The 21411-nt window shown below is 37.3% G+C and carries 21 protein-coding genes; 19 read left to right on the plus strand and 2 right to left on the minus strand.

From position 1 onward, the window contains the following. Positions 1-9: 9 nt before the first annotated feature. The 13 genes from LC418_RS11030 (at position 10) to LC418_RS11090 (ending at position 10193) form a co-directional block, all read left to right on the plus strand. The gene (locus tag LC418_RS11030) at positions 10-552 is read left to right on the plus strand and encodes an SRPBCC family protein (protein WP_223559161.1); all 543 of its coding nucleotides are present in this window, start codon (positions 10-12) and stop codon (positions 550-552) included. A gap of 39 nt (positions 553-591) precedes the next feature. Further along, positions 592-1041, plus strand: a complete 450-nt coding sequence (locus tag LC418_RS11035; RefSeq protein WP_111954755.1) for a VOC family protein — start codon at positions 592-594, stop codon at positions 1039-1041. A 140-nt stretch (positions 1042-1181) separates the two neighbouring features. Further along, a complete protein-coding gene (locus LC418_RS21195; protein ID WP_476727396.1) occupies positions 1182-1406 on the plus strand; it encodes a hypothetical protein in 225 nt (74 codons plus the stop codon). 141 nt (positions 1407-1547) lie between these two features. Beyond that, positions 1548-2225, plus strand: coding sequence for a DUF2490 domain-containing protein (locus tag LC418_RS11045; protein ID WP_223559162.1), 678 nt, complete (start codon positions 1548-1550; stop codon positions 2223-2225). A gap of 88 nt (positions 2226-2313) precedes the next feature. After that, a complete protein-coding gene (locus LC418_RS11050) occupies positions 2314-3318 on the plus strand; it encodes a bestrophin family protein (RefSeq protein WP_223559163.1) in 1005 nt (334 codons plus the stop codon). A gap of 235 nt (positions 3319-3553) precedes the next feature. Continuing rightward, positions 3554-5167, plus strand: a complete 1614-nt coding sequence (locus LC418_RS11055; RefSeq protein WP_111955075.1) for a Na+/H+ antiporter — start codon at positions 3554-3556, stop codon at positions 5165-5167. A gap of 15 nt (positions 5168-5182) precedes the next feature. Then, positions 5183-5788 carry a hypothetical protein gene (locus tag LC418_RS11060; RefSeq protein ID WP_111954763.1) on the plus strand — a complete coding sequence of 202 codons (606 nt, stop codon included), beginning with the start codon at positions 5183-5185 and terminating at the stop codon, positions 5786-5788. Between the two features lie 25 nt (positions 5789-5813). After that, on the plus strand, positions 5814-6239 hold the full coding sequence (locus LC418_RS11065) for an SRPBCC family protein (RefSeq protein ID WP_111954765.1): 426 nt from the start codon (positions 5814-5816) through the stop codon (positions 6237-6239). Between the two features lie 4 nt (positions 6240-6243). Next, positions 6244-6750, plus strand: a complete 507-nt coding sequence (locus tag LC418_RS11070; protein ID WP_223559164.1) for a GNAT family N-acetyltransferase — start codon at positions 6244-6246, stop codon at positions 6748-6750. 202 nt (positions 6751-6952) lie between these two features. Beyond that, positions 6953-7975, plus strand: coding sequence for a glutaminyl-peptide cyclotransferase (locus tag LC418_RS11075; RefSeq protein WP_223559165.1), 1023 nt, complete (start codon positions 6953-6955; stop codon positions 7973-7975). Positions 7976-8148: 173 nt separating this feature from the next. Next, positions 8149-9114, plus strand: a complete 966-nt coding sequence (locus tag LC418_RS11080; protein WP_111954771.1) for a hypothetical protein — start codon at positions 8149-8151, stop codon at positions 9112-9114. A gap of 29 nt (positions 9115-9143) precedes the next feature. Further along, positions 9144-9758, plus strand: a complete 615-nt coding sequence (locus tag LC418_RS11085; protein WP_034705905.1) for a deoxynucleoside kinase — start codon at positions 9144-9146, stop codon at positions 9756-9758. Between the two features lie 84 nt (positions 9759-9842). After that, on the plus strand, positions 9843-10193 hold the full coding sequence (locus LC418_RS11090) for an arsenate reductase family protein (RefSeq protein WP_111954773.1): 351 nt from the start codon (positions 9843-9845) through the stop codon (positions 10191-10193). Positions 10194-10228: 35 nt separating this feature from the next. On the opposite strand, the gene LC418_RS11095 is transcribed toward LC418_RS11090, so the two are convergent. Next, entirely contained in the window at positions 10229-10534 is a 306-nt protein-coding gene (locus LC418_RS11095; protein WP_111954775.1) for a DUF493 family protein, read from the minus strand. A 41-nt stretch (positions 10535-10575) separates the two neighbouring features. Continuing rightward, complete coding sequence (locus LC418_RS11100) at positions 10576-11247, minus strand: DUF4197 family protein (protein ID WP_223559166.1); 672 nt, start codon at positions 11245-11247, stop codon at positions 10576-10578. Positions 11248-11596: 349 nt separating this feature from the next. Between LC418_RS11100 and LC418_RS11105 the strand changes: the two genes are divergently transcribed. From LC418_RS11105 to LC418_RS11130, 6 genes are all read left to right on the plus strand, one after another. Then, positions 11597-14437: a SusC/RagA family TonB-linked outer membrane protein gene (locus LC418_RS11105; protein ID WP_223559167.1), complete on the plus strand. Its 2841-nt coding sequence runs from the start codon at positions 11597-11599 to the stop codon at positions 14435-14437. Positions 14438-14449: 12 nt separating this feature from the next. Next, positions 14450-15865: a RagB/SusD family nutrient uptake outer membrane protein gene (locus tag LC418_RS11110; protein WP_223559168.1), complete on the plus strand. Its 1416-nt coding sequence runs from the start codon at positions 14450-14452 to the stop codon at positions 15863-15865. Between the two features lie 73 nt (positions 15866-15938). Beyond that, the gene (locus tag LC418_RS11115) at positions 15939-17330 is read left to right on the plus strand and encodes a glucoamylase family protein (protein ID WP_223559169.1); all 1392 of its coding nucleotides are present in this window, start codon (positions 15939-15941) and stop codon (positions 17328-17330) included. A gap of 107 nt (positions 17331-17437) precedes the next feature. Then, positions 17438-18145, plus strand: coding sequence for a carboxylesterase family protein (locus LC418_RS11120; protein WP_223559170.1), 708 nt, complete (start codon positions 17438-17440; stop codon positions 18143-18145). Between the two features lie 210 nt (positions 18146-18355). After that, positions 18356-20683, plus strand: a complete 2328-nt coding sequence (gene bglX, locus LC418_RS11125) for a beta-glucosidase BglX (protein WP_223559171.1) — start codon at positions 18356-18358, stop codon at positions 20681-20683. An 87-nt stretch (positions 20684-20770) separates the two neighbouring features. Beyond that, positions 20771-21157 carry a hypothetical protein gene (locus tag LC418_RS11130; protein WP_223559172.1) on the plus strand — a complete coding sequence of 129 codons (387 nt, stop codon included), beginning with the start codon at positions 20771-20773 and terminating at the stop codon, positions 21155-21157. Positions 21158-21411 lie beyond the last annotated feature (254 nt).

The following is a 21411-nucleotide window of genomic DNA, read 5'->3' on the forward strand; positions in this document are numbered from 1 at the left end:
AACCAAATTATGAAAATATTAAAAAGAATTATCCTTGTCCTGGCTTCTATCCTTATCTTATGGATGGTAGTGGCTGCTCTGGTTTCAGGAGACTGTGTCTATGAAAAATCAATAACGATTAATGCGCCCGTTGAAAAAGTATGGCAGCAGACCAATACATTAAGAGCTATGGATCAGTGGAGCCCCTGGAATGATCTGGATCCGGCTATGAAAAAAGACTGGACCGGAACTACAGGGCAACCCGGTGAAAAAGTATGCTGGGACAGTGAAAAAGATGCTGCCGGAAAAGGATGTCAGAAAGTAAAAAAAGTGGATGCAGCAGGCAAAAGAATAGATACGGAGATTAAATTTTTAACACCGTATGAAAGTGAGGCCAATGCTTATGTAAAAATTGTTCCGGAAGGCAGTGGAAGCAAAGCCACTTGGGGACTTACCTCAAAAATACCTTATCCTTTTACAGTAATGAAATTGTTTATGAATATGGAAGATGCTATTGGAAAAGATTACCAGAAAGGACTTTCGAGATTAAAAGAATTATCTGAAAAACCTTAAACAGAAACTCATTAAAACTTAACTCATAAAAAACAATCAATGGCATCAGTAAACACTTATTTAACATTTAATGGAAACTGCAGAGAAGCATTCGACTTCTATAAATCAGTTTTCGGAGGAGAATATCCTTACATCGGAACTTTTGGGGAAATGCCTCCAATGGAAGGCAAAGAAACTTCTGAAGAAGATAAAAACAAAATTATGCACGTTTCTCTTCCAATATCTAAAGAAACCATTTTAATGGGAAGTGATACAGGTGGTGAATGGTCTTCCAATTTCAAAGCAGGAAATAATTTCGCTATTTCCATCAATGCAGAATCCAAAGAAGAAGCAGATAAGCTATTCGGTGGACTTTCTGCCGGAGGACAGGTGACAATGCCTATGGCAGATACTTTCTGGGGAGCATACTTCGGAATGTTTACCGATAAATTCGGAATCAACTGGATGGTAAACTATGATGATCCTGCGAAAATGCAACAGCATCCTTAAGATTCTATACGAAATAAAGTTTAAAAATAACCGGCAGAGAGATCTGCCGGTTTTATTTTATATTTTCATTCCAAAAAACATAATTTAGAGTGTAGGAAGAGATCGGGATATGGATAATTAAAACAAATAAAAAAGCAGTGATGAAATTTACAATTGAACAGATTAAAGCGGCACCCAAAAGTGAAAAGCGGAGCAGATTTTCCGAAGTATATCCAGGTCATAAAGAATTTTGGAGTTTCGGTGTATACGGTTTCCATTCCAGAGGAGGAATAGACTGTTCAGAGATCGGAATAAAAGGCAGGAAAATGGATCTTAATGTCATGACATGCATTATTTTGATACAGAAGGCAATGAGATTTTGCTAAGGCAAATTCCCGGTTAATTAAGAACTATACCTATATTAATTTAAAATATCTTCAATTGAATTCTCCATTCATTATTGTTTGCTATTATTGATTTAAATTATTAATTTTGTTCTGTACGATAGATAATAGTAATTGAATAACATGAGAAAGATTTTCACGAAGCTGGTATTTACAGTATTAAGTCTGGGGTCGATAACGACATTTGCGCAGAAAAATGATTTAGGAGCATGGTACATGTATTTTGGAAATAATAAGATCAGCAAGAAGCTGAACTGGCACAACGAAGTCCAGTACCGGAGTTTTGATGCAGTAGGAGACCTCGAACAGCTATTGATCCGTACGGGAATAGGGTATGATCTGACGGAAAATAACAATAACGTTTTGCTGGGTTACGGTTTTATTTTAAGCCGGCCTTATGTAAACGGTGAGAAAAAAGAGAATATTGAGCACAGGATTTTCCAGCAGTTTATTACGAAACAGAAGTTCGGACGTTTTAATCTGCAGCACAGATATCGTTTGGAAGAACGTTTTCTGCAGGATGATTTCAGGATGAGATTCCGCTATATGATCGGACTGAATATACCCATTACCCAAAAAGAAATGCTCCCGAAATCTCTTTATGCTTCAGTATATAATGAGATCTTTCTGCATTTTGACAGTCCGGTTTTCGACAGGAACAGAGTATATGGAGCTTTAGGATATGTTATCAATAAAAATATGCGGATAGAAGCCGGTTATATGAATCAGATCCAGGAAAACAGAAACCGGGGGCAGATCCAGATCGGTTTTTATAATAATATTCCTTTTAACAAAAATTAATATTAACAGTCCTTGCCGGATGCCTTGATGAAGAAAAAAACTGTTAGTTTAGAAAATAGAATCAACAGATCAAAAATAAATAACACATATGCATTCAGGAAAAAGATTTGGTGCGCTTGAGTTCGCTACCTGGACAAGACGAAGTATCTATGTTCTAACGATATTATCGGCAATACCTACTGTATTGTACTTTTTAGGCTGGAAATTTGTTTCCGTTCCCTGGCAGCCCATTGCTATTTTGGGAACTGCAGTGGCTTTTATTGTTGGTTTTAAAAACAATGCCAGCTACAGCAGGCTTTGGGAAGCCAGGCAGATTTACGGTGCCATCATCAATGACAGCCGTAGCTTCGGATACATTCTGAGAGACTCCCTTTCTGCAAAAGATCCGAAAAAAGTAAAAGAAATGTTTTCCCGTCATTATGCATGGCTTACAGCACTCCGTTTCCAACTGAGAGAGCCCAGAGCCTGGGAGAATATGGGAACCGCACAATATGATGAATATGCTAAAAAATATGATATACCGGAAAGACTGACCCAGCTGGACGATGAGCTGAAAAAGTATATTTCCGAAACCGAACTTCAATACATTTTAAGCAAAAAAAACAGGGCAACACAGCTGATGGCCAGCCAGAGCAAAGAATTATCCGAAGCTTATGCAAAAGGAGATATCAATGATTTTCAATGGACACAGATCAACCAGCAGCTGGTAAAATTTACAGATGACCAGGGAAAAGCAGAAAGGATTAAGAACTTTCCTTACCCGAGAAACTTCTCATCCATTACCACGTATCTTTTACTGCTGTTTATTCTTTTCGTACCTTTTGGACTACTGAAAGAACTGGATAAATTAGGTGAAGGAACCGTTTTGGAAGGCTGGACCATATGGTTTAATATTCCATTTTCATTGATGGTTACCTGGTGTTTCCATACACTGGACAGTGTAGGTGAAGCTTCGGTAAACCCTTTTGAAGGAAGCCCGAATGACGTGCCAATCACCCAGATCAGCCGTACCATAGAGATTGATATGAGAGATATGCTGGATGAAACTGAACTTCCGCCAGCCATTACTCCAAAGAACAATATTGTACTTTAAAATAAAGGGTAGATTGAATATATACTGCTAATCAGTCGATAGAATTTTAAATAAAAACAGAACTTCCAACCTTATAGGTTTCCACAACTTATAAGGTTTTAAAAAAGATAGACTTTAAAAGCCAGCCTTAGTTAAGTGTCATACTTTTGCGCCTAAAAGCAAGGTTTTTAAAAACTTAGCGTATCCGTATTTAGTCAACCTCAAAATCAAAAAACAACTAAAAAAACAAATCAAAATGATTCACAGTTATGTTATCATATCCATTGCAGTCCTTTTGTCTGTAATGATATTGGTGATGATAGGGCAAAAGCTGAAAGTAGCTTATCCCATCTTCCTGGTTATTGCCGGTCTTCTGATCAGTTTAATCCCCGGAATGCCACATATTGAAATAGAGCCGGATCTTGTATTTCTGATCTTCCTTCCTCCAATTCTTTTTGAAGCGGCATGGTTTACTTCATGGCAGGATTTTCACAAGTGGAGAAAGCAGATCTTCTCAATGGCTTTTGGGCTTGTATTTTTAACTTCAGTTGTAGTGGCCTATCTTTCATCTTCCATTATCCCGGGACTTACTGTTGCAATGGGATTCCTTCTTGGAGGGGTGAATTCCCCACCCGATGCAGTAGCAGCCACTTCCGTATTGAAACACATGAAAATCCCTAAAAAGATTACGAGTATTCTGGAAGGCGAAAGTCTCATCAACGATGCTTCCAGTTTAATTGTCTTTAAATTTGCCTTAGCGGCTGTTATTTCGGGACAGTTTATATGGAGAGATGCTATTCAGGACTTTTTTCTGATGGCAGTAGGTGGAGTGGCAGTAGGTATAGCTACAGGACTCTTGTTTGGGGCTTTGTTGAGGATTATTCCTTCCAACTCCAATATTGATACGGTGATTACGCTGATTGTTCCGTACATTATGTATGTAGGGGCAGAACACTTCCATTTTTCAGGAGTATTGGCTGTGGTAGCCGGAGGTCTTTTGATGTCGTATAATTCACACTGCTACTTAAGTCATACCTCAAGAATACAGTCCGGAAATGTTTGGAGTGTACTTATATTCCTTATGAATACTATTATTTTTATTCTTATTGGTCTTGAGCTTCCGGTGGTCGTTGCTGCTATGAAAGATTACACCATTTCAGAAGGAATCTTTTACAGCGTTGTAATTGGAGGGGCTATTATTTTTACAAGGATATTGTACAGCTATGCTGTCATGTATTTCCCGAGACTCTGTTCAAAAGAATTAAGGTTAAAAGTTCCCAAACCGGACTGGCGGGAACCATTTATCATCAGTTTTGCGGCTATGAGAGGAGTTGTTTCACTGGCTGCAGCGCTCTCGATTCCGGCATTTTTGCCAAATGGAGAAGCTTTTCCGCACCGTAACATTATTTTATTCGTAACTTTCGTTATTATATTGATCACGCTGGTAGGACAGGGGCTTCTTCTGACTCCGATCTTAAAATGGTTAAAAATAGATGATGCGGGAAGTGAGCTGCCTGAAGAAAAACAGGAAGTGATCCTTATGCGTAAGCTTAAAGAAACAGCACTGCACAAAATGGAAAATGATTTTTCTGAGCTGGCAGAAAAAAATACTTTGGTTCGCCACCAGAAACATAAGCTGGAAACCGAAATGATGCTGATGGCAGATAAAGCCCAGTGTATGGCTTCTACAGGAGATTACGTTAATGCGATCAATGAAAATAAAGATGTGCTCCGCCAGATCATCCAGGCACAGAGAAATGAGCTGCACCGGATGAAGAAGGAGAAAATTTTTGATGACCATGTCATGAGAACCATTGAGATGCAGCTGGATTTTGATGAAGCGAAAATTACCGGATTTTCTCATGGGTAAGCTATAATTTAGACAATGGATGCGAAAAAAATTATTGTAAAAACAGAATCTTCCAATTTATGGTGGGGAATTTATGGGCTTTGTGATAAGGCCGGTTGGGAAGATCTGGAACTATTTTATGAATCTGGCGAGAGAATTGGAGCAGTTTGTTTAAATACAAAAGGATATTTAAGAAATTTATCAAACAAGGAAAGCGAAAAAGAATTCTTTGATGCAGTCCAGAAATATTTATCAGATAATGCCTGTCATTATTGGTTCTATTATGACGAGCCTGAGGATGAAGATTTCCAGGAAGTATCTTATGATGCTCCCAAAAATGAAAAAGGAGTAAAACCGCGTTTCATAGATATTTGGCATCCTGATGAAGAAATTGACCTCAGAACAATTGAGACGGCAGTAGGTTCATTTGCCAAAAATATTTTAGAAATCGAAAACTGTACTGTTGAGGTTGTAGACGATGAACCGTTTGAGGAAGCTATTAAAAGCTTTAAAATACATCAGGAAAGGTTTGGTGGCGATGATGTGAAAATAAGATTTTCAGATGAATTGATTTTAGAGTTATCAGAACGCTGGAAAATGGAAAAAGAAAAGATATTGGAAAAATTGAATTCAAGTATTTAAATTTTTTTAATTAAAAAATAAAGATATGAACAACCCAATCACTGTTCAGTACAAAATAAATGCTCCGGCAGAAAAAGTCTGGAAAGCATTAACTGATAAAAATGAAATGAAATCCTGGTATTTTGATATCCATGATTTTACTTTGGAAGCAGGAAAAGAATTTAATTTCTATGAGCCGGGTGAAGCTAAGAAATATCACCATCAGTGCCGTATTCTGGAAATTATTCCCAATCAAAAATTAAAACATACATGGTCATATCCTGAACTTTCTGATGCTGTAACTACCGTAACATGGGATCTTCAGAAAGAAGACACCGGAACGTTGGTAACATTGACTCATGATGATATTGAAGGTTTCGATAGTTTGGGCGAAAATTTTTCAAAGAAAAGTTTTACCGAAGGCTGGAACGGAATTATCGGAAAAAGTATGAAAGAATACCTGGAAAAATAAGAATATGATTGAGCTGCAGATTTTTAAAGCAGAAGATGCTCCTGAACTGATTTCTAAAATAAAAGACAAAAGATCACTTCTTCAGTTTGCCGGTCCTGCTTATCATTTTCCTCTTACAAAAGAACAGCTGGAAGATGATCTGAAAAACGAAAACCGATTTATGTTCAGGGTTTTTGATACATCAGAGCACAATGTGATCGGTCATGCTCAAATCTTTTTGAAAAACCATACTTTCCTGCTTGGAAGAATCCTGATCTGGGATGAAAACAATCGGGGAAAAGGTTATGGAAAGAAAATTGTAAAGGAGCTGCTGAAATATGGCTTCAGTCATTTAGATAGAAAAACAGCTGAGCTGAATGTATACGACTGGAATACCGGAGCCATTGAATGCTATAAAAAAGTAGGATTTGAGATTGATCCGGGTGTCATGAGCGAAGTCAGCATCGATAACGAGCTATGGATTTCTATTAATATGAAAATTAATACGGATACTTTTGAATCCCTGGAATAATGACAACATTTACTGCGCTGCGTTCCTAAAAGATTTAAAACAAAAGTAAAATCTGTTGTAAGATCAGGACTTTTGAATAGAATAGGAGGGAGTTTACGGTGTATGACCACAACGGTTATATAGTACAATTTGGATAGCCTGTGGATAATATTGGCAATACGGAATAAAATTTGCTATTTTTGGGGAAATATTTAGAAATTCAATGAAAAAGAATATAATAGTTGGTTTGGCGGTGGTTATGATGTTGGCGTCTTGTAATAAAGATGAGAAAATCCTGAACACTTTGAATGAGTATAATAATTCAATGGTAGAAAAAGGATATCATTTTGGGGATAAACTTGAACTTCCGAAAGAGGTGACGGAAAATGCCGAAAGCATCAGTATCAGTTTTGGAGATAAAGAAACTTCAAGCTTAACTGTTGACCCTAAATTCTTTACATTAGGTGATAATGCTGTTACTTTTAATATCAAAACAAAAGGCGGAAAAACCCTTAATCAGGATGCAACCATCAATGTATTTGCAAAAAATCCTGAAAAAACCATGGCATATCAGATCATAGCTGAATATCCGCACGATCCAAAGAATTTTGTTCAGGGTTTCCAGATCGAAGGAAATACAATCTATGAAAGTGACGGGCAGAACGGCTCTTCACAGATCCTTAAATATACATTAGGAACTACAACCCCGCTTGCCTCTACAAAGCAGGCTCAGGAAGATTTCTCTGAAGGAAGCACTATTGTAGGTGATAAAGTATATCAGCTGACGTGGCAGAGCAAAAAAGGCTATATTTATGATAAAAGCTCTTTGAAACTGCTTTCAGAATTTGCTTACCCGAATGTTTTGGGCGAAGGTTGGGGACTTACGTATGACGGAAAAAACCTGATTGCATCGGATGGAAGCAAGCTTTTATACTTCCTGGATGCCAACAATCCTTCAAAACTGATCAAATATGTTGCAGTAGCAGGAAGTTCCCAGATCTATGACCAGCTGAATGAACTGGAATACCACAACGGATTTATCTATGCGAATGTATGGCAGAAACCTGTCGTATTAAAGATCAATCCTGCAACGGGAGAAGTAGTAGGTACATTTGACTTTACAGATATTGCAAAACAGAATACCAAAGGAAGTGATGACGTATTGAACGGTATTGCTTTCAAAGGTGACAATATGCTCGTAACCGGTAAAAACTGGCCTAAAATCTATGAAGTTCAGATCAAATAATCTGAATGAAGATTTATCTATAAAAAACAGCGTTCCTCAGGAGCGCTGTTTTTAACTAAAAGACTAGCTAAAATGGATAAGATTACTATTAATAATTCATTTTTAAAATTTAAATAAAAGTGTGTAAATTGCCGACGTTCCGCATAGGAAAATTATCTTTACCAAAATAGATTTTGAAATTATTTTACATCATATTTATCTTCTTTTTCTGTACAGTAAACGCACAGAAGTCCCTTCCTTTAGATACATTAAAGCTGAAGGAAGCTAAAGATATGCTGGCGGACGACTACGGCAATCTCTATATCTATAAAAACAAAGATTTCAGTTTTACCAAATACGATTCTTTAGGAAAACAGCTTGGAAAAATGATGCTTACGGTGCCATATAAAGTACAGTCTGTGCAGAACCCGCTGAGCCTGGCATTATTCTCAGAAAATGCCCAGGAAATGAAATTTGTCGATCAGAATATGAACGAGATCCAGAAAATAGATTTCAGACAGAAGTTCGGGTTTATCAAAATGGCCTATGCCGAAGATCTTCAGCAGCTGTGGCTTCTGGATGACAGTACGAAACGACTGATTCAGTATAACTTCAGAAACGATACAACAATTAATTCTTATCCTTTTGATATCAGTTTTGATGATATGATGGATCTGCTTGTATTTGAAAATAAGGTCTATATTTTAACCCGGAAACATATCCGGATATACTCGCTGAAATTTGAAAAGCTCTTTGAAGCTCCACTTGAAAACGGGAAAAGATTCAGACGGGAGAATGATGTTATTTTGGTGGTCGCGGACAATTCGATCCTGAAATATGACCCGGAAAAAGGGATGATTAAAATTTTTGAAGATAAAGACGCACAAATTGTGGATAAAAACATCCTTTCTTATTTTGAAATCAAAGCGAACAAACTCTATCTTTACAGCCTTGAAAAAATAAAGGAAACTAAACTGCAGACAGAACCCGAAACCAAGCAGGTTGCTCCGCCAGCTCCAGAACCACCATCTGAACAGCCAGTTGGAACAGAAGTGGAAAAAACTGATGTAGAAAAGACGGAATCTGATAAAAAAGCTCCGGATAATACTCTACAAAAGCTGATGGAAGACACATCCGAGGTTCAGGCTGCAGGTGTTTAGTCAGGATTAAATAAAAAATATTAAGGAGAATGCATATTGCAGTTACAGGAAATATTGGTGCCGGTAAAACAACATTAACTACGATGCTTGCCAAGCATTACGGATGGGATGCACAGTTTGAAGATGTAGATCACAACCCTTACCTCGAAGATTTTTATGCGGATATGAGCAAATGGAGTTTTGCACTTCAGATTTACTTTTTGGGAAGCAGATTTCGTCAGGTTAAAGAGATCAGAGAAAGCGGTAAGAATATTATACAGGACCGTACGATCTATGAAGATGCCCATATTTTTGCTGAAAACCTAAATGACATGAAACTTCTTTCAGACAGGGATTTCAATAACTATGTATCTGTTTTCGGTCTGATGAAGTCTTTCGTCTCTGCTCCGGATCTGTTAATTTATCTTAAATCTGATGTTCCGAATCTTGTGAAAAAGATCTACAAAAGAGGAAGGGAATATGAAGCATCGATCAGTATTGAATACCTGTCAAAACTCAATCAGAAATACGAAAAATGGATCTCCGATTATACTGAAGGAAAACTTCTGGTAATCGAAGTGGATGACCTGGATTTTGTAGAAAAGCCCGAAGACTTTGGGTTTATTCTTGAAAAGATAGAAGCAGAACTGAACGGCTTATTTTAACAAATTTTTATCAGAATTTAAGAGAAGCTCTCCGTTTATTCTTCCTAACTTTAAGGAGAAAGTTCAATTTTAAATAGTAACATTATGATGGTTAAGGTTTTACATAACGGGAACTGCTCTAAATCAAATGCTGTACTTGAGTATCTTGATGAAAACGGTGTGCCTTTCGAGATCATCAACATCATGGAAGATCCGTTGAGCGTCCTGGAAATCAAAACAGTATTGAAAAAGCTGAATCAGAGTGTATTTCATATGATCCGTAAAGCAGATAAGCTGTATATGGAAAATTATGCTGATAAAAATTATTCTGAAGAAGAATGGATTAAAATCCTGTCTGAGAATCCTTCCCTGATACAGAGGCCTATCCTGATCAAAGGATCTGTTGCCATGCTGGGGAGACCTATTGAGAATGTAAAATTCTTTATTGAAAAATAATAATAAAAAAAGTCAGCTTTTAGCTGACTTTTCTTTTACAATAGAATGACGCCTTCTATTTTAGCGACATCTTTATAAATATTCACCACCTGATCTGCATCCAGAACAAATGCATTGATATTACATGCAGTATATTTTCCGTTTTTGCTTTCGCGGTTTCCCAATGTAAACTTGATGCCATCAAAAACTTTATAAATTTCAGTAAGTTTTGCCTGATCTGTGGGAATGATAAATTTAAATAAATAATCTTCAGGAAAGTCATGGTGACCTTCCAGTTTCTCCTTCAGAGAATTATAAAAATCCTCAGGGTTAGCGTGTTGGTTTCCTTGTAATATGTCCATCTGCAGTTGTTAAGTTATATATAAATATAGCGAAAATTTTTCTATTTTCCAAGTGGTCCAAGCAGTGCTTTAGAGTTCTGATGCTCGTAATCTTCAATGATATTGAACAGTCCGTTCACCAGTTGTTCAGAGGCAAGTCTGCTCAAGCCACCGGTGTTTACATTACTGTTGCTTCCACCAAGAAGGCTTCCCAAAAGATTATTTCCTGAAAGAGCGGTATTGATTGTTTTTGCAATTCCATATTCATTCAGTTTCTCATCCACTTTGGGAGCAATGGCAGCAACGAGCTGCTGAGAGGTCTTCTCCTTTAAGATCTGTGTTGCTGTTGTACCCTGAATAATTCTTGTCACATCCTGTGCATTCAAACTGTTTACAGCCCCTTGTAGAATAGGCTTTGATGTGTTAACGGTATATGCTGCTGCCTGTGCAATAAAATCTCTTTCCTTAGCTACCAGGGAAGGAGCAATTTTTTCAAGGGTAGAATTAATGTCTCTCAGCTCTTTTGGAAGAGCCTTATCCACCATATTATTTTGAAGGAAAGCTTCCTTGTTGCTGTAAATCCCCATTCCTTTATCTATACCGTTCAGTAAAACTCTTTTAATAATAGATAATCCAAGGTCGGATGTCGCCATGGTTGTGCAGGATTGAACACTGGTAAAAATTAATGTACCGGTTCCAATTAATAATGCTGCTGTTATAATGTATTTTTTCATTGATCTTTTTCTTATTTTTCCAAATATTGCGCCAAAGGTAAACACTATAACCGTATTAACAAAATATTAAATTCTTATTACGTATTTGGGGATTTTTTTGTTAAAAGTAAAAGGTTTTCGATTAGGTATTTTGTTGTAAATTCATATTTATAATGTAATTTAGTTATTCTAATGTGAATTATTTAGCTTTCTGTATAAGATTCATCTGAGTTTTTTAAATTTTTACAATATGTTAACATTGTTCGATTTTTTTTCTATTTTTGAGTAATGTCTTTTTTTGAGAATTTAAATAACTCCACTAAGAAGGACATGTTTTTAAAATTAGATTGTACGAATAAAATTGAACTATATGAAACAACGTGATTTAAAGTATTCATGCCTCATTGCGGTTTTGTACTTCGGTATGAACGTCAATGCGCAGACTACACCGAAGGACACTCTCAAAGAGCAGAAGATCGAGGAAGTGGTTTTGATAGGATATGGCTCTCAGAAAAAAGAGAATGTGACCGGAAGCATTGCTACAATTAGTGCTAAGGACATATCAGACAGACCTAACTCAAATCCCATCAGTTCTATCCAAGGTAAAGTATCTGGTGTTCAGATTCTTAACTCCGGTGCACCTGGGGCATCACCAAGAGTAGATATTCGAGGTATTGGATCCATAACTGGGAAAACGGTATTTATTGTAGACGGAATGATTACAGATGATATCTCATTTTTGAATCCGCAGGATATTGAATCAATGAGCATATTGAAAGATCCATCCAGTTTAGCCATTTTTGGAGCTAAAGCATCCAATGGAGCAGTCATTATTAAAACAAAAACGGGTAAGGGTAAAAAACCAACCTTTAATTTCAACTCATATCTTGGAGTTAAAAAGGTAACTAACGTTCCGAAAATGGTTAATGGCGACCAATACGTTGAGTTATATAATGAAAAGTATATGAATGATATACGTGTTGGTGGACAGACATTCGATCCTACAAAAATTATATCAAGATCCCAATTTCCGGCAGATACAAACTGGTTCGATGAAGTGTTATCACAAGGAATTATCAGCTCATCTGATATTTCTGCTTCAGGTAATCTAGGTAAATTGAATTATTTCTTAAGTTTAGGTTACTTAAAAGATGAGGGAACTTTAGAAGCCGGACGTGGTATGAACTCGGGAAATGATTTTGGAAGATTAAATACTAGAATTAATCTTTCCTATAAGATTACTGATAATTTAACGATTGGGGATAACTTTACCTGGGCTGATATTCATAATAATAATGCAAACAATCCATTATTGACAGCTTATAATGCTCCACCAGTATTCTATCCGATTGATCCTACTACCAATAATTATGATTATATTACTTTAGTGAGTGTAACGAATCCAAGAGCAATGCTTGATTTGTTTCGCTCAAAAACTAGGCAGCAACGTATGCTGAATAATATTTGGGCTGAGTATAAGTTTCTTAAAGACTTTACATTGAGAGTGAGCTATACTTCTGATAATACAAATACCAGTAAGTATGAATTTACTCCTACTGCAACCTATATTCCTCTACCAAACAGGTCTCTTTTGGTAACAAGAGATTCCAGAAACAGAGATTATGTGTGGGATAACACATTGTCCTGGAAGAAAAAACTAGGTCTTCATAATATTGAATTACTTGCCGGTTTTTCACGTACTCAAAATTATTATCGTGAAAATTATCTGGAAGCCAGAGATATTGTATTTAATGGTAAAGATAGTAGTCTTGATATTTCCTCAGGAAATGAAATCTATGGAACTACTATAAGCCCACCCGATGATCCTCGTGCTGTTACTCCTTATAAAAAAAGAATTGAATCGACATTTGGAAGACTTAATTATGATTACGCAGGTAAATATCTTTTAAATGCTTCGGTTCGTAGGGATGGAGCAACAGGGTTCTCTTCTGATGACAGATATAAAGTATTTCCAGCAGTAAGTATAGGTTGGGTAATCTCGAAAGAAGGATTTATGAGTAATCAGAATGTATTTAATTTACTGAAGTTAAGAGCAAGCTGGGGCAAACTTGGTAATCCGGAAGTTTCGAGAGATTATGATAATCTTACTAGTATTCTTACAGGTGGGGCTTATTTTGGTGGGATTGGCAATCCTGCACAAACTGTTACTAGAATTGTAGACCCAACTATTACATGGGAAACTACTACTGGTCGTGATTTAGGGATTGAAATGGCTTTGCTTAATAATAAACTAAAAATTGAAGCAACTTATTTTGACAAAGATTCTAAAGATGTAGTTTACGGAATTAATCAGCCAACGACGTCAGGGGCCAGTAATGCTAATAATTTTGTAACAAATGCCTATTCTTTCAACAATAAAGGATTTGAAGGATCTGTTAGTTATGATGCAAGAGTGAACGAACATATTAAGTTCAGCGTTTTTGGAAATATTACTACTTTGGATAACAAAATTACAAGTGTGTATGCAGATTCATACAATCAGCCTGGAGTAAGCTTATTTGGAAATCCTATCATAAGACTTGAAAAAGGGCAGGCTGTAGGCTCATACTATGGATATAATGTAATCGGAGTATTCCAAAACGATGCGCAGGTAGCTGCAGCACCTACTTATTCGTCTGTGAAAAAAACTGTGGGAGGTTTTATGTTTGAAGACAGAGATGGAAACGGTGTGATAGATGCTAATGATAAAACATTTTTAGGAAGTCCGATTCCGAAATTTACTTATGGATTTGGATTTAATGTGAATATCTATGATTTTGATCTGGCAATGGATTTCCAGGGAGTATCCGGAAACAAAATTTATAACTATAACAGAGAACAGAGATTTGGTAATGAAAGCTGGGATCTAGATTTCTACAATAACAGATGGCATGGAGAAGGCACTTCAAATACATATGCTATGACCACCAATGACCAGGGAGTTATTGTTCCAAGCAGTTTTTATGTAGAAAACGGAAGCTTTTTCAGAATCAGAAATATTCAGATAGGGTATAATATTCCAAAAGATGTTTTAGGGACAGCAATCCAGAAGTTACGTTTTTATGCAAGTGCTCAAAACCCTTGGACAAGCTTTAAATATCATGGTTTCTCACCGGAAATTTTGAATACGGATAGAGTACAAATGGGTATAGACAATAATATTTATCCTATATCTGCAATATATACGGTTGGGGTTAACGTAACTTTTTAATTTAATTTTATCATGAAAAAAATCATATTTTCCATATTCATGCTTTCTGCAGTTTTAAGCTGTAAGAGTGATTATCTAGATATACCTGTTGAAGGAAGAACTGATGCTTCAGAATTCTTTAAAACAGAAAGTGATGCTATACAGGCTACCAATGCAATTTATAATTTTTTAAGAAGCTGGGATAATTCAGCATTTCCATACCAATATCTTTTTGGAGTGCCGGCTGATGATGTATTAAAAGGCTCAAACCCTGGAGATGCTTCTTTCATTAACGCATATGATCAGTTTACTTTTACTTCCAGTGATGAAGGCGTTAGAGGATACTGGGCTGGCCAATGGCAGGCAATTGCGCGTTGTAACCAGGTAATTTCAAAAGTTCCTGCTATTGAAATGAATACTGCTCTAAAAGACAGGCTTTTAGCCGAAGCGAAATTTTTACGTGCCTATTTTTACTTCAACTTAGTAAGAATATATGGAGGCGTTCCGATTTTTGATGGTCTTCAGGAAAATTATAATATTCCCAGAAATACAACAGATGAAGTCTATAACTTTATTATTTCTGATTTAACAGCGGCTTCGCAGGTTTTACCCCAGTCATATGGTGCTTCAGATCTAGGTAGAGCAACTAAGGGTGCTGCATTAGGTATGTTGTCAAAAGTATTTTTATATAAAAAAGACTGGCAGAAGGCTTATGATACTTCTAACCAGGTGATTGCAATGGGCTATTCATTAGATGCCAATTTCAACCATTTATTTAGAGTGGCAGGAGAGTTTGGTACTGAATCGGTTTTCGAAATTGACTGTGCTTGTACAGGGCAGTACAAAGGAAGCCAGTATTCACAGGTGCAGGGGGCAAAAGATCAGTTTGGCTGGGGCTTTTTTACCCCTTCCCAAGCACTGGAGAATGCTTTTGAGCCTGGTGATATTCGTAAAGAATTAACAATTCTGAGAAATGGAGAAATTACACCGGAAGGTGATCTTATTAATGCCAATCCAACGTCCGTTAATACGTATAATCAAAAAGCTTATGTTCCTAAAAGTCAGCAAAATACAGCTTGTGACGATGGGTCTGTTCAAAATATCAGGGTTTTACGCTTTGCTGAAGTCTTGTTAATCAATGCAGAAGCTGCAAATGAACTGGGAAATACCGCAACAGCAATTACAAATCTTAATAAAGTAAGAACAAGAGCCCAGTTGCCAAATACTACAGCATCTTCTCAATCTGCTTTAAGAACAGCGATCTGGCATGAAAGAAGAGTTGAACTTGCTATGGAGGGTGACCGTTTTGTGGATCTAGTAAGAACAGGACAGGCTGCTACAGTGCTGGCTCCTTATGGATTCAAAGCTGGAAAGAACGAACTTTTCCCGATTCCTTTTATAGAAATAGGACAAAGTAATGGAGTTTTAACCCAAAACCCAGGCTATTAAAATCAGCCATAAAAACTTAGAGGAGAATGAAAGTTCTCCTCTTCTTTTAGTAAAAACAGGTAAAAAAGATTTCATGAAAAGGACCGTATTATCAATTGCTGTAACCTCTTTATTCTTTGCATACTCTTGCAAAAACTCCAAATCTCCGAAACAGGAAATTACTCAAAATGAAGCCGTGAAAAGCAACATTACTGATGAACAGCTTATGGACAGAGTTCAGAAAGATGCATTAAAATATTTTTGGGACTATGCGGAACCCAAATCCATGCTGGGAAGAGAGCGTTACCATGAAGACAATATCTATCCGGATAATGATAAGTATGTAGTGACAACGGGCGGCTCAGGATTTGGATTGGCAACGCTTCTGGTAGGAGTGGAAAGAGGATTCATTCCAAGACAGGACGCGGTAAAAAGGCTGACCCATATGATGGATTTTCTTGCTAAAGCAGACCGTCATAAAGGTGCCTGGTCCCACTGGATCAATGGAGAAACAGGAAAAACTGTTCCTTTCGGAAAAAAAGATAACGGTGGAGATCTGGTTGAAACCGCATTTCTTACTTCCGGAATTCTGATGGTCCGTGAATACTTTAAAAACGGAAATGCCGAAGAAAAAGCCCTTGCTGCAAAATGCGATGAGCTTTGGAAAGGAATTCAGTGGAACTGGTACACAAAAGGAGGCGAAAAAGTCCTTTACTGGCATTGGTCACCAGAGTATCAGTGGGAAATGAACTTTCCGCTGGAAGGGTATAACGAATGTCTTATCACCTACATTTTAGCCGCTTCATCGCCTACCCATCCAATCGATGCTGAAACCTATTACAAAGGCTGGACGAGAAATGGAAAATACCTTACAGATAAAACAAAATATGGACTTCCTCTATATGTAAAACACAATTATGCCGAAGAATACGGCGGGCCGCTTTTCTGGTCACAATATTCCTACATCGGTCTGGATCCTACCGGACTTTCTGACAAGCTGGTGAAAAACTATTTTGACTTAAACAAAAATCAAGTCCTTATCGACTATAAATACTGTGTTGAAAATCCAAAACAGTGGAAAGGTTACGGGCCAAATTACTGGGGTCTGACAGCCGGATATACAAGAAATGAAGACGGAAGTACAGGATACACTGCCCACATGCCTGGCAATGACAACGGAGTGATCACACCTACAGCAGCACTGAGCAGCTTCCCGTATACTCCAAAAGAATCGATGAACTTTTTGAGATTCCTATATACTGAGAAACCGGAGTTTATTGGCTCGGCAGGACCATATGATGCTACTTCAGTGAATTACAACAATTGGTTTACACCAAGATATTTAGCCATAGATCAGGGCACAATAGCACCTATGATTGAAAACTACAGGACCGGATTCCTTTGGAAATTATTTATGAATGCCCCTGAAATTCAACAGGGACTCAAGAAATTAAGTTTTCAGTCTGAAAAATATGGCATTAAATAATTATAAATCTTACCTTCAGCAGGATTTTCATGAATAGAAACAGACTTTAGTCCGTTCAAATACAAAGTAACACACCAAACGGCTTTAACCAAACCCTGATTAACAATATGAAATTAAAACTAAAACACCTTCCACTTTTACTCCTTCCGCTTTCATTACACGTGAATGCTCAGGAAATAAAAGCAGAACTCAATAAAGAAATTAAAAGAACAGAAAAGATATCTTATATTCTCGATTACCCTCAAAAGGTAAAAGGAAATGTTCCGCTGATCGTGTTCCTTCATGGATCAGGAGAAAGAGGTAACAATCTTGAAGCAGTCAAGGTACACAGTCCGTTTACATATAAAAGCCTGATCAAAGAACCTGTAGCCATTTTAGCGCCGCAGTGTCCTGCAGATTCATGGTGGGATACAGTGACAATTTATAACCTGATCCAAGAAATTCAGAAAAAATATAAAATTGATGCTTCAAGAATTTACCTTACAGGACTTTCCCTGGGAGGCTGGGGAACTTTGAAACTCGCCATGGAACATCCTGAAATGTTTGCAGCAGTAGTGCCGGTTTGTGCACCTACAGATATGATCATGTATGCAAATATCAACCAATATAAAGATTTGAATATGAAGATTTTTCATGGAGGAATGGATGATATCGTTCTGCCTGAAAATGCATTTAACTTCTACCAGAGATTACATCCGGTAAACCCGTCAGCAGAATTGATTATTTTCCCTAATGACAATCACAATTCATGGGATTCCACCTATTCAGACCCTAAACTGTACGAATGGATGTTGTCTAAGAAAAAAGGAGAATAGAGCTTTTAGTGAATAATGCAGAACCAAAAATCAAAAATGTTTAAAGAAAAGGGGGAGATAATAATATGATCAATTTTATCGCAGATAAAATCCTTGCACCTAAAAAACATAAAGCTTAAAAAAATAGCGCCTTTGCATTATCCAACAAAAAAAGACCTCACGGTTAAACAATAAAATAAAATTAGAACTATAATTTAAGAAGATAGATTTATGAAAAAGTTAATTGTACTCGCAGCTTTAGCACTTTCACCTGTGTTTTCCGCACAGGAAATGGTAACCAAGCCGGTGCAGTCTTACCAGACAGCCCAATATCAGGCGAAAAGAAAAGCTTTCGTAGAGAATCTTTTGTCTAAGATGACTTTAGATGAAAAGATTGGCCAGCTCAACCTGCCTACCTCCGGAGATTTTACAACCGGACAGGCTCAAAGTTCAGATATCGGAAAAAAAGTAGAGCAGGGATTAGTAGGAGGATTATTTAATATAAAAGGAGCTGATAAAATCAAAGCTGTTCAGAAGGTTGCTATAGAAAAAAGCCGTCTGAAAATTCCTTTGATCTTCGGAATGGATGTCATCCATGGTTACGAAACCACTTTCCCGATTCCATTAGGCCTTGCTGCTTCATGGGATATGAACCTGGTACAGCAGTCTGCAAGAGTTGCTGCGAAAGAAGCTTCTTCAGACGGGATCAACTGGACTTTCTCGCCGATGGTAGATATTTCCCGTGAGCCGAGATGGGGAAGGGTTTCCGAAGGTTCCGGAGAAGATCCTTATTTAGGCAGCGAAGTTTCTAAAAATATGGTCTATGGCTATCAGGGAAAAGATCTTTCCGCCGGTAATACCATTTTAGCCTGTGTAAAGCATTTCGCACTATACGGAGCGGGAGAAGCCGGACGTGATTACAATACGGTGGACATGAGTCATGTGAGAATGTTCAACGAATATTTTCCTCCATATAAAGCAGCGGTAGATGCAGGAGTGGCTTCTGTAATGGCTTCTTTCAATGAAGTGGACGGAGTTCCGGCAACCGGAAATAGATGGCTGCAGACTGATGTTCTGAGAAAAATGTGGAACTTCAAAGGTTTCGTAGTGACCGATTATACCGGGATCAATGAAATGACAGAACACGGAATGGGAGACCTTCAGCAGGTATCTGCTTTAGCCCTGAAGGCCGGAGTAGATATGGATATGGTAGGAGAAGGATTTTTAACAACCCTGAAAAAATCCCTTGACGAAGGAAAAGTTACGCAAGCTGAGATCGATATGGCTGCAAGGAGAATTCTTGAAGCAAAATACGATCTTGGATTATTCGATGATCCTTACCGTTACGGTGATGCAAAACTGGCTGCAAAAGAGGTTTACAATATGGAAAACCGTAACATAGCAAGAAGTGCAGCAGCCCAGTCTATGGTTTTATTAAAAAATGAGAATAGTGTATTGCCACTGAAAAAATCCGGTACAGTAGCCGTAATCGGACCATTGGTTAATAACTCACTGAATATGGCGGGAACATGGAGTGTTGCCACAAAACATGCTGCCTCAGTTTCATTAATGCAGGGTCTTCAGGCTAATTATGGAAAAGAAGTGAAATTCCTTTCCGCAAAAGGTGCTAATATTGATTACGATGCTAAATTAGAAGATATCTATGCAGCTCACGGTAAAAAAACAGACAGGGATAATCGTTCTAAAGAAGAATTATTGAAAGAAGCAGTTGACGTAGCCAACAAAGCAGACGTTATCGTTCTGGCAATTGGAGAATCTGCCGAAATGAGCGGAGAGTCTTCATCAAGAACAGAAATTACCATTCCCCAGTCACAGGTTGATTTATTAAATGAACTGAAAAAGACCGGAAAGCCGATCGCGATGGTACTTTACACAGGACGACCGTTAGCTTTAACCAATGTAAAAGATACACCTGATGCTATCCTGAACGCATGGTTTGCCGGATCAGAAGCAGGAAATGCTATTTCAGACGTTTTATTCGGGAAAGTAAATCCTTCAGGGAAACTTCCGATGACCTTCCCGAGAAGCTTAGGGCAGGTTCCTATTTATTATAATGCAAAAAATACTGGACGCCCGTTAAGTCAGGATAAAGTCGATAAATGTGTATATGAAAGATTCCGTTCCAATTATATGGATGAGTGTAATACACCACTATATCCATTCGGTTACGGTCTGAGTTATTCTAAATTCAGCTATTCCGATATGTCAGTTTCAAACCCGAATCCAAAAGGAAATCAAACGATTCAGGCTTCAGTAACGGTTACTAATTCCGGAAATTATGACGGGGCTGAAGTGGTGCAGTTGTATATCAGAGACCTGGTAGGCAGCATTACCAGACCGGTAAAGGAACTGAAAGGATTCCAGAAAATTTTCCTAAAAAAAGGAGAATCTAAAAAAGTAACTTTCGATATTACACCAGAAAGCTTGAAATTCTACAATGGAGAATTGAAATTTGACTGGGAACCGGGAGAATTTGATATCATGATCGGAACCAATTCTGATGATGTGAAACATTCAAAGATCAACTGGACTAAATAATATAACCAAAGCCATTCTTTTGAATGGCTTTTTCCCTTTTTTTGGCATGATTTTTAATAGCACAGTTATAACTTTAAGATAATAATTATGAAAAAAACGATTTTACTTGGCGCAATGTTTTTGGGTTCTTTTATATTCGCACAGATCAAAGGTGGTGATCGAGATGCACATGGATGCATCGGTTCTGCAGGATATACCTATTCCCAGATCAAAAAAGATTGTGTAAGAGTATTTGAGCAGAAGATTAAATTAACAGAAGTTGCCCCTAAAGGAAGCTCTACTTCAATGGCTGCCGTGATTTTTAGTAAAGATTTGAAGAAAGCCGAAGTTTTTGTTCCGGATACGGATGGAGAGAGCCTGATTCTTACAAGAGCAGGAAAAGGTAAAATCTGGAAAAAAGATGGATATGCATTGGTTCCTTTCAAAAAGAATGGGTATCAGCTTAAAAAAGACAATGTTGTGATTTATCAGTAAATCCAGATTTATAAAATACAATTGAGACTGTCCGTTAAGGCAGTCTCTTTTTTTTAATTGAATACAGAGTGTGATTCTACGAACATATATTTTCTACTAGGAGCCTGGAGAATTGTATAATATGATCGGAACCAGCTCTGGTGATATAATATCTAGGAAATACATAACTAAATAATATATTTTGTAAACCCTTCAAAATAAGTGTTTTTTTTGTATCTTAGGTTAGCTAATACCTTGTTACTATTGTTATTGTA

Source organism: Chryseobacterium lathyri (genome assembly GCF_019970085.1).
In the GTDB taxonomy this organism is placed as follows: domain Bacteria; phylum Bacteroidota; class Bacteroidia; order Flavobacteriales; family Weeksellaceae; genus Chryseobacterium; species Chryseobacterium lathyri.

Excerpts from the sequence above, each read along its gene's own strand:
- LC418_RS11120 (WP_223559170.1), top strand. The coding sequence starts at position 17,438 with ATGAAATTAAAACTAAAACACCTTCCACTTTTACTCCTTCCGCTTTCA.
- LC418_RS11095 (WP_111954775.1), bottom strand. The coding sequence starts at position 10,534 with ATGGACATATTACAAGGAAACCAACACGCTAACCCTGAGGATTTTTAT.
- LC418_RS11050 (WP_223559163.1), top strand. The coding sequence starts at position 2,314 with ATGCATTCAGGAAAAAGATTTGGTGCGCTTGAGTTCGCTACCTGGACA.
- LC418_RS21195 (WP_476727396.1), top strand. The coding sequence starts at position 1,182 with ATGAAATTTACAATTGAACAGATTAAAGCGGCACCCAAAAGTGAAAAG.
- LC418_RS11075 (WP_223559165.1), top strand. The coding sequence starts at position 6,953 with ATGAAAAAGAATATAATAGTTGGTTTGGCGGTGGTTATGATGTTGGCG.
- LC418_RS11060 (WP_111954763.1), top strand. The coding sequence starts at position 5,183 with ATGGATGCGAAAAAAATTATTGTAAAAACAGAATCTTCCAATTTATGG.
- LC418_RS11035 (WP_111954755.1), top strand. The coding sequence starts at position 592 with ATGGCATCAGTAAACACTTATTTAACATTTAATGGAAACTGCAGAGAA.
- bglX (WP_223559171.1), top strand. The coding sequence starts at position 18,356 with ATGAAAAAGTTAATTGTACTCGCAGCTTTAGCACTTTCACCTGTGTTT.
- LC418_RS11105 (WP_223559167.1), top strand. The coding sequence starts at position 11,597 with ATGAAACAACGTGATTTAAAGTATTCATGCCTCATTGCGGTTTTGTAC.
- LC418_RS11130 (WP_223559172.1), top strand. The coding sequence starts at position 20,771 with ATGAAAAAAACGATTTTACTTGGCGCAATGTTTTTGGGTTCTTTTATA.
- LC418_RS11055 (WP_111955075.1), top strand. The coding sequence starts at position 3,554 with ATGATTCACAGTTATGTTATCATATCCATTGCAGTCCTTTTGTCTGTA.
- LC418_RS11115 (WP_223559169.1), top strand. The coding sequence starts at position 15,939 with ATGAAAAGGACCGTATTATCAATTGCTGTAACCTCTTTATTCTTTGCA.
- LC418_RS11110 (WP_223559168.1), top strand. The coding sequence starts at position 14,450 with ATGAAAAAAATCATATTTTCCATATTCATGCTTTCTGCAGTTTTAAGC.
- LC418_RS11070 (WP_223559164.1), top strand. The coding sequence starts at position 6,244 with ATGATTGAGCTGCAGATTTTTAAAGCAGAAGATGCTCCTGAACTGATT.
- LC418_RS11030 (WP_223559161.1), top strand. The coding sequence starts at position 10 with ATGAAAATATTAAAAAGAATTATCCTTGTCCTGGCTTCTATCCTTATC.
- LC418_RS11100 (WP_223559166.1), bottom strand. The coding sequence starts at position 11,247 with ATGAAAAAATACATTATAACAGCAGCATTATTAATTGGAACCGGTACA.
- LC418_RS11085 (WP_034705905.1), top strand. The coding sequence starts at position 9,144 with ATGCATATTGCAGTTACAGGAAATATTGGTGCCGGTAAAACAACATTA.
- LC418_RS11045 (WP_223559162.1), top strand. The coding sequence starts at position 1,548 with ATGAGAAAGATTTTCACGAAGCTGGTATTTACAGTATTAAGTCTGGGG.
- LC418_RS11090 (WP_111954773.1), top strand. The coding sequence starts at position 9,843 with ATGATGGTTAAGGTTTTACATAACGGGAACTGCTCTAAATCAAATGCT.
- LC418_RS11065 (WP_111954765.1), top strand. The coding sequence starts at position 5,814 with ATGAACAACCCAATCACTGTTCAGTACAAAATAAATGCTCCGGCAGAA.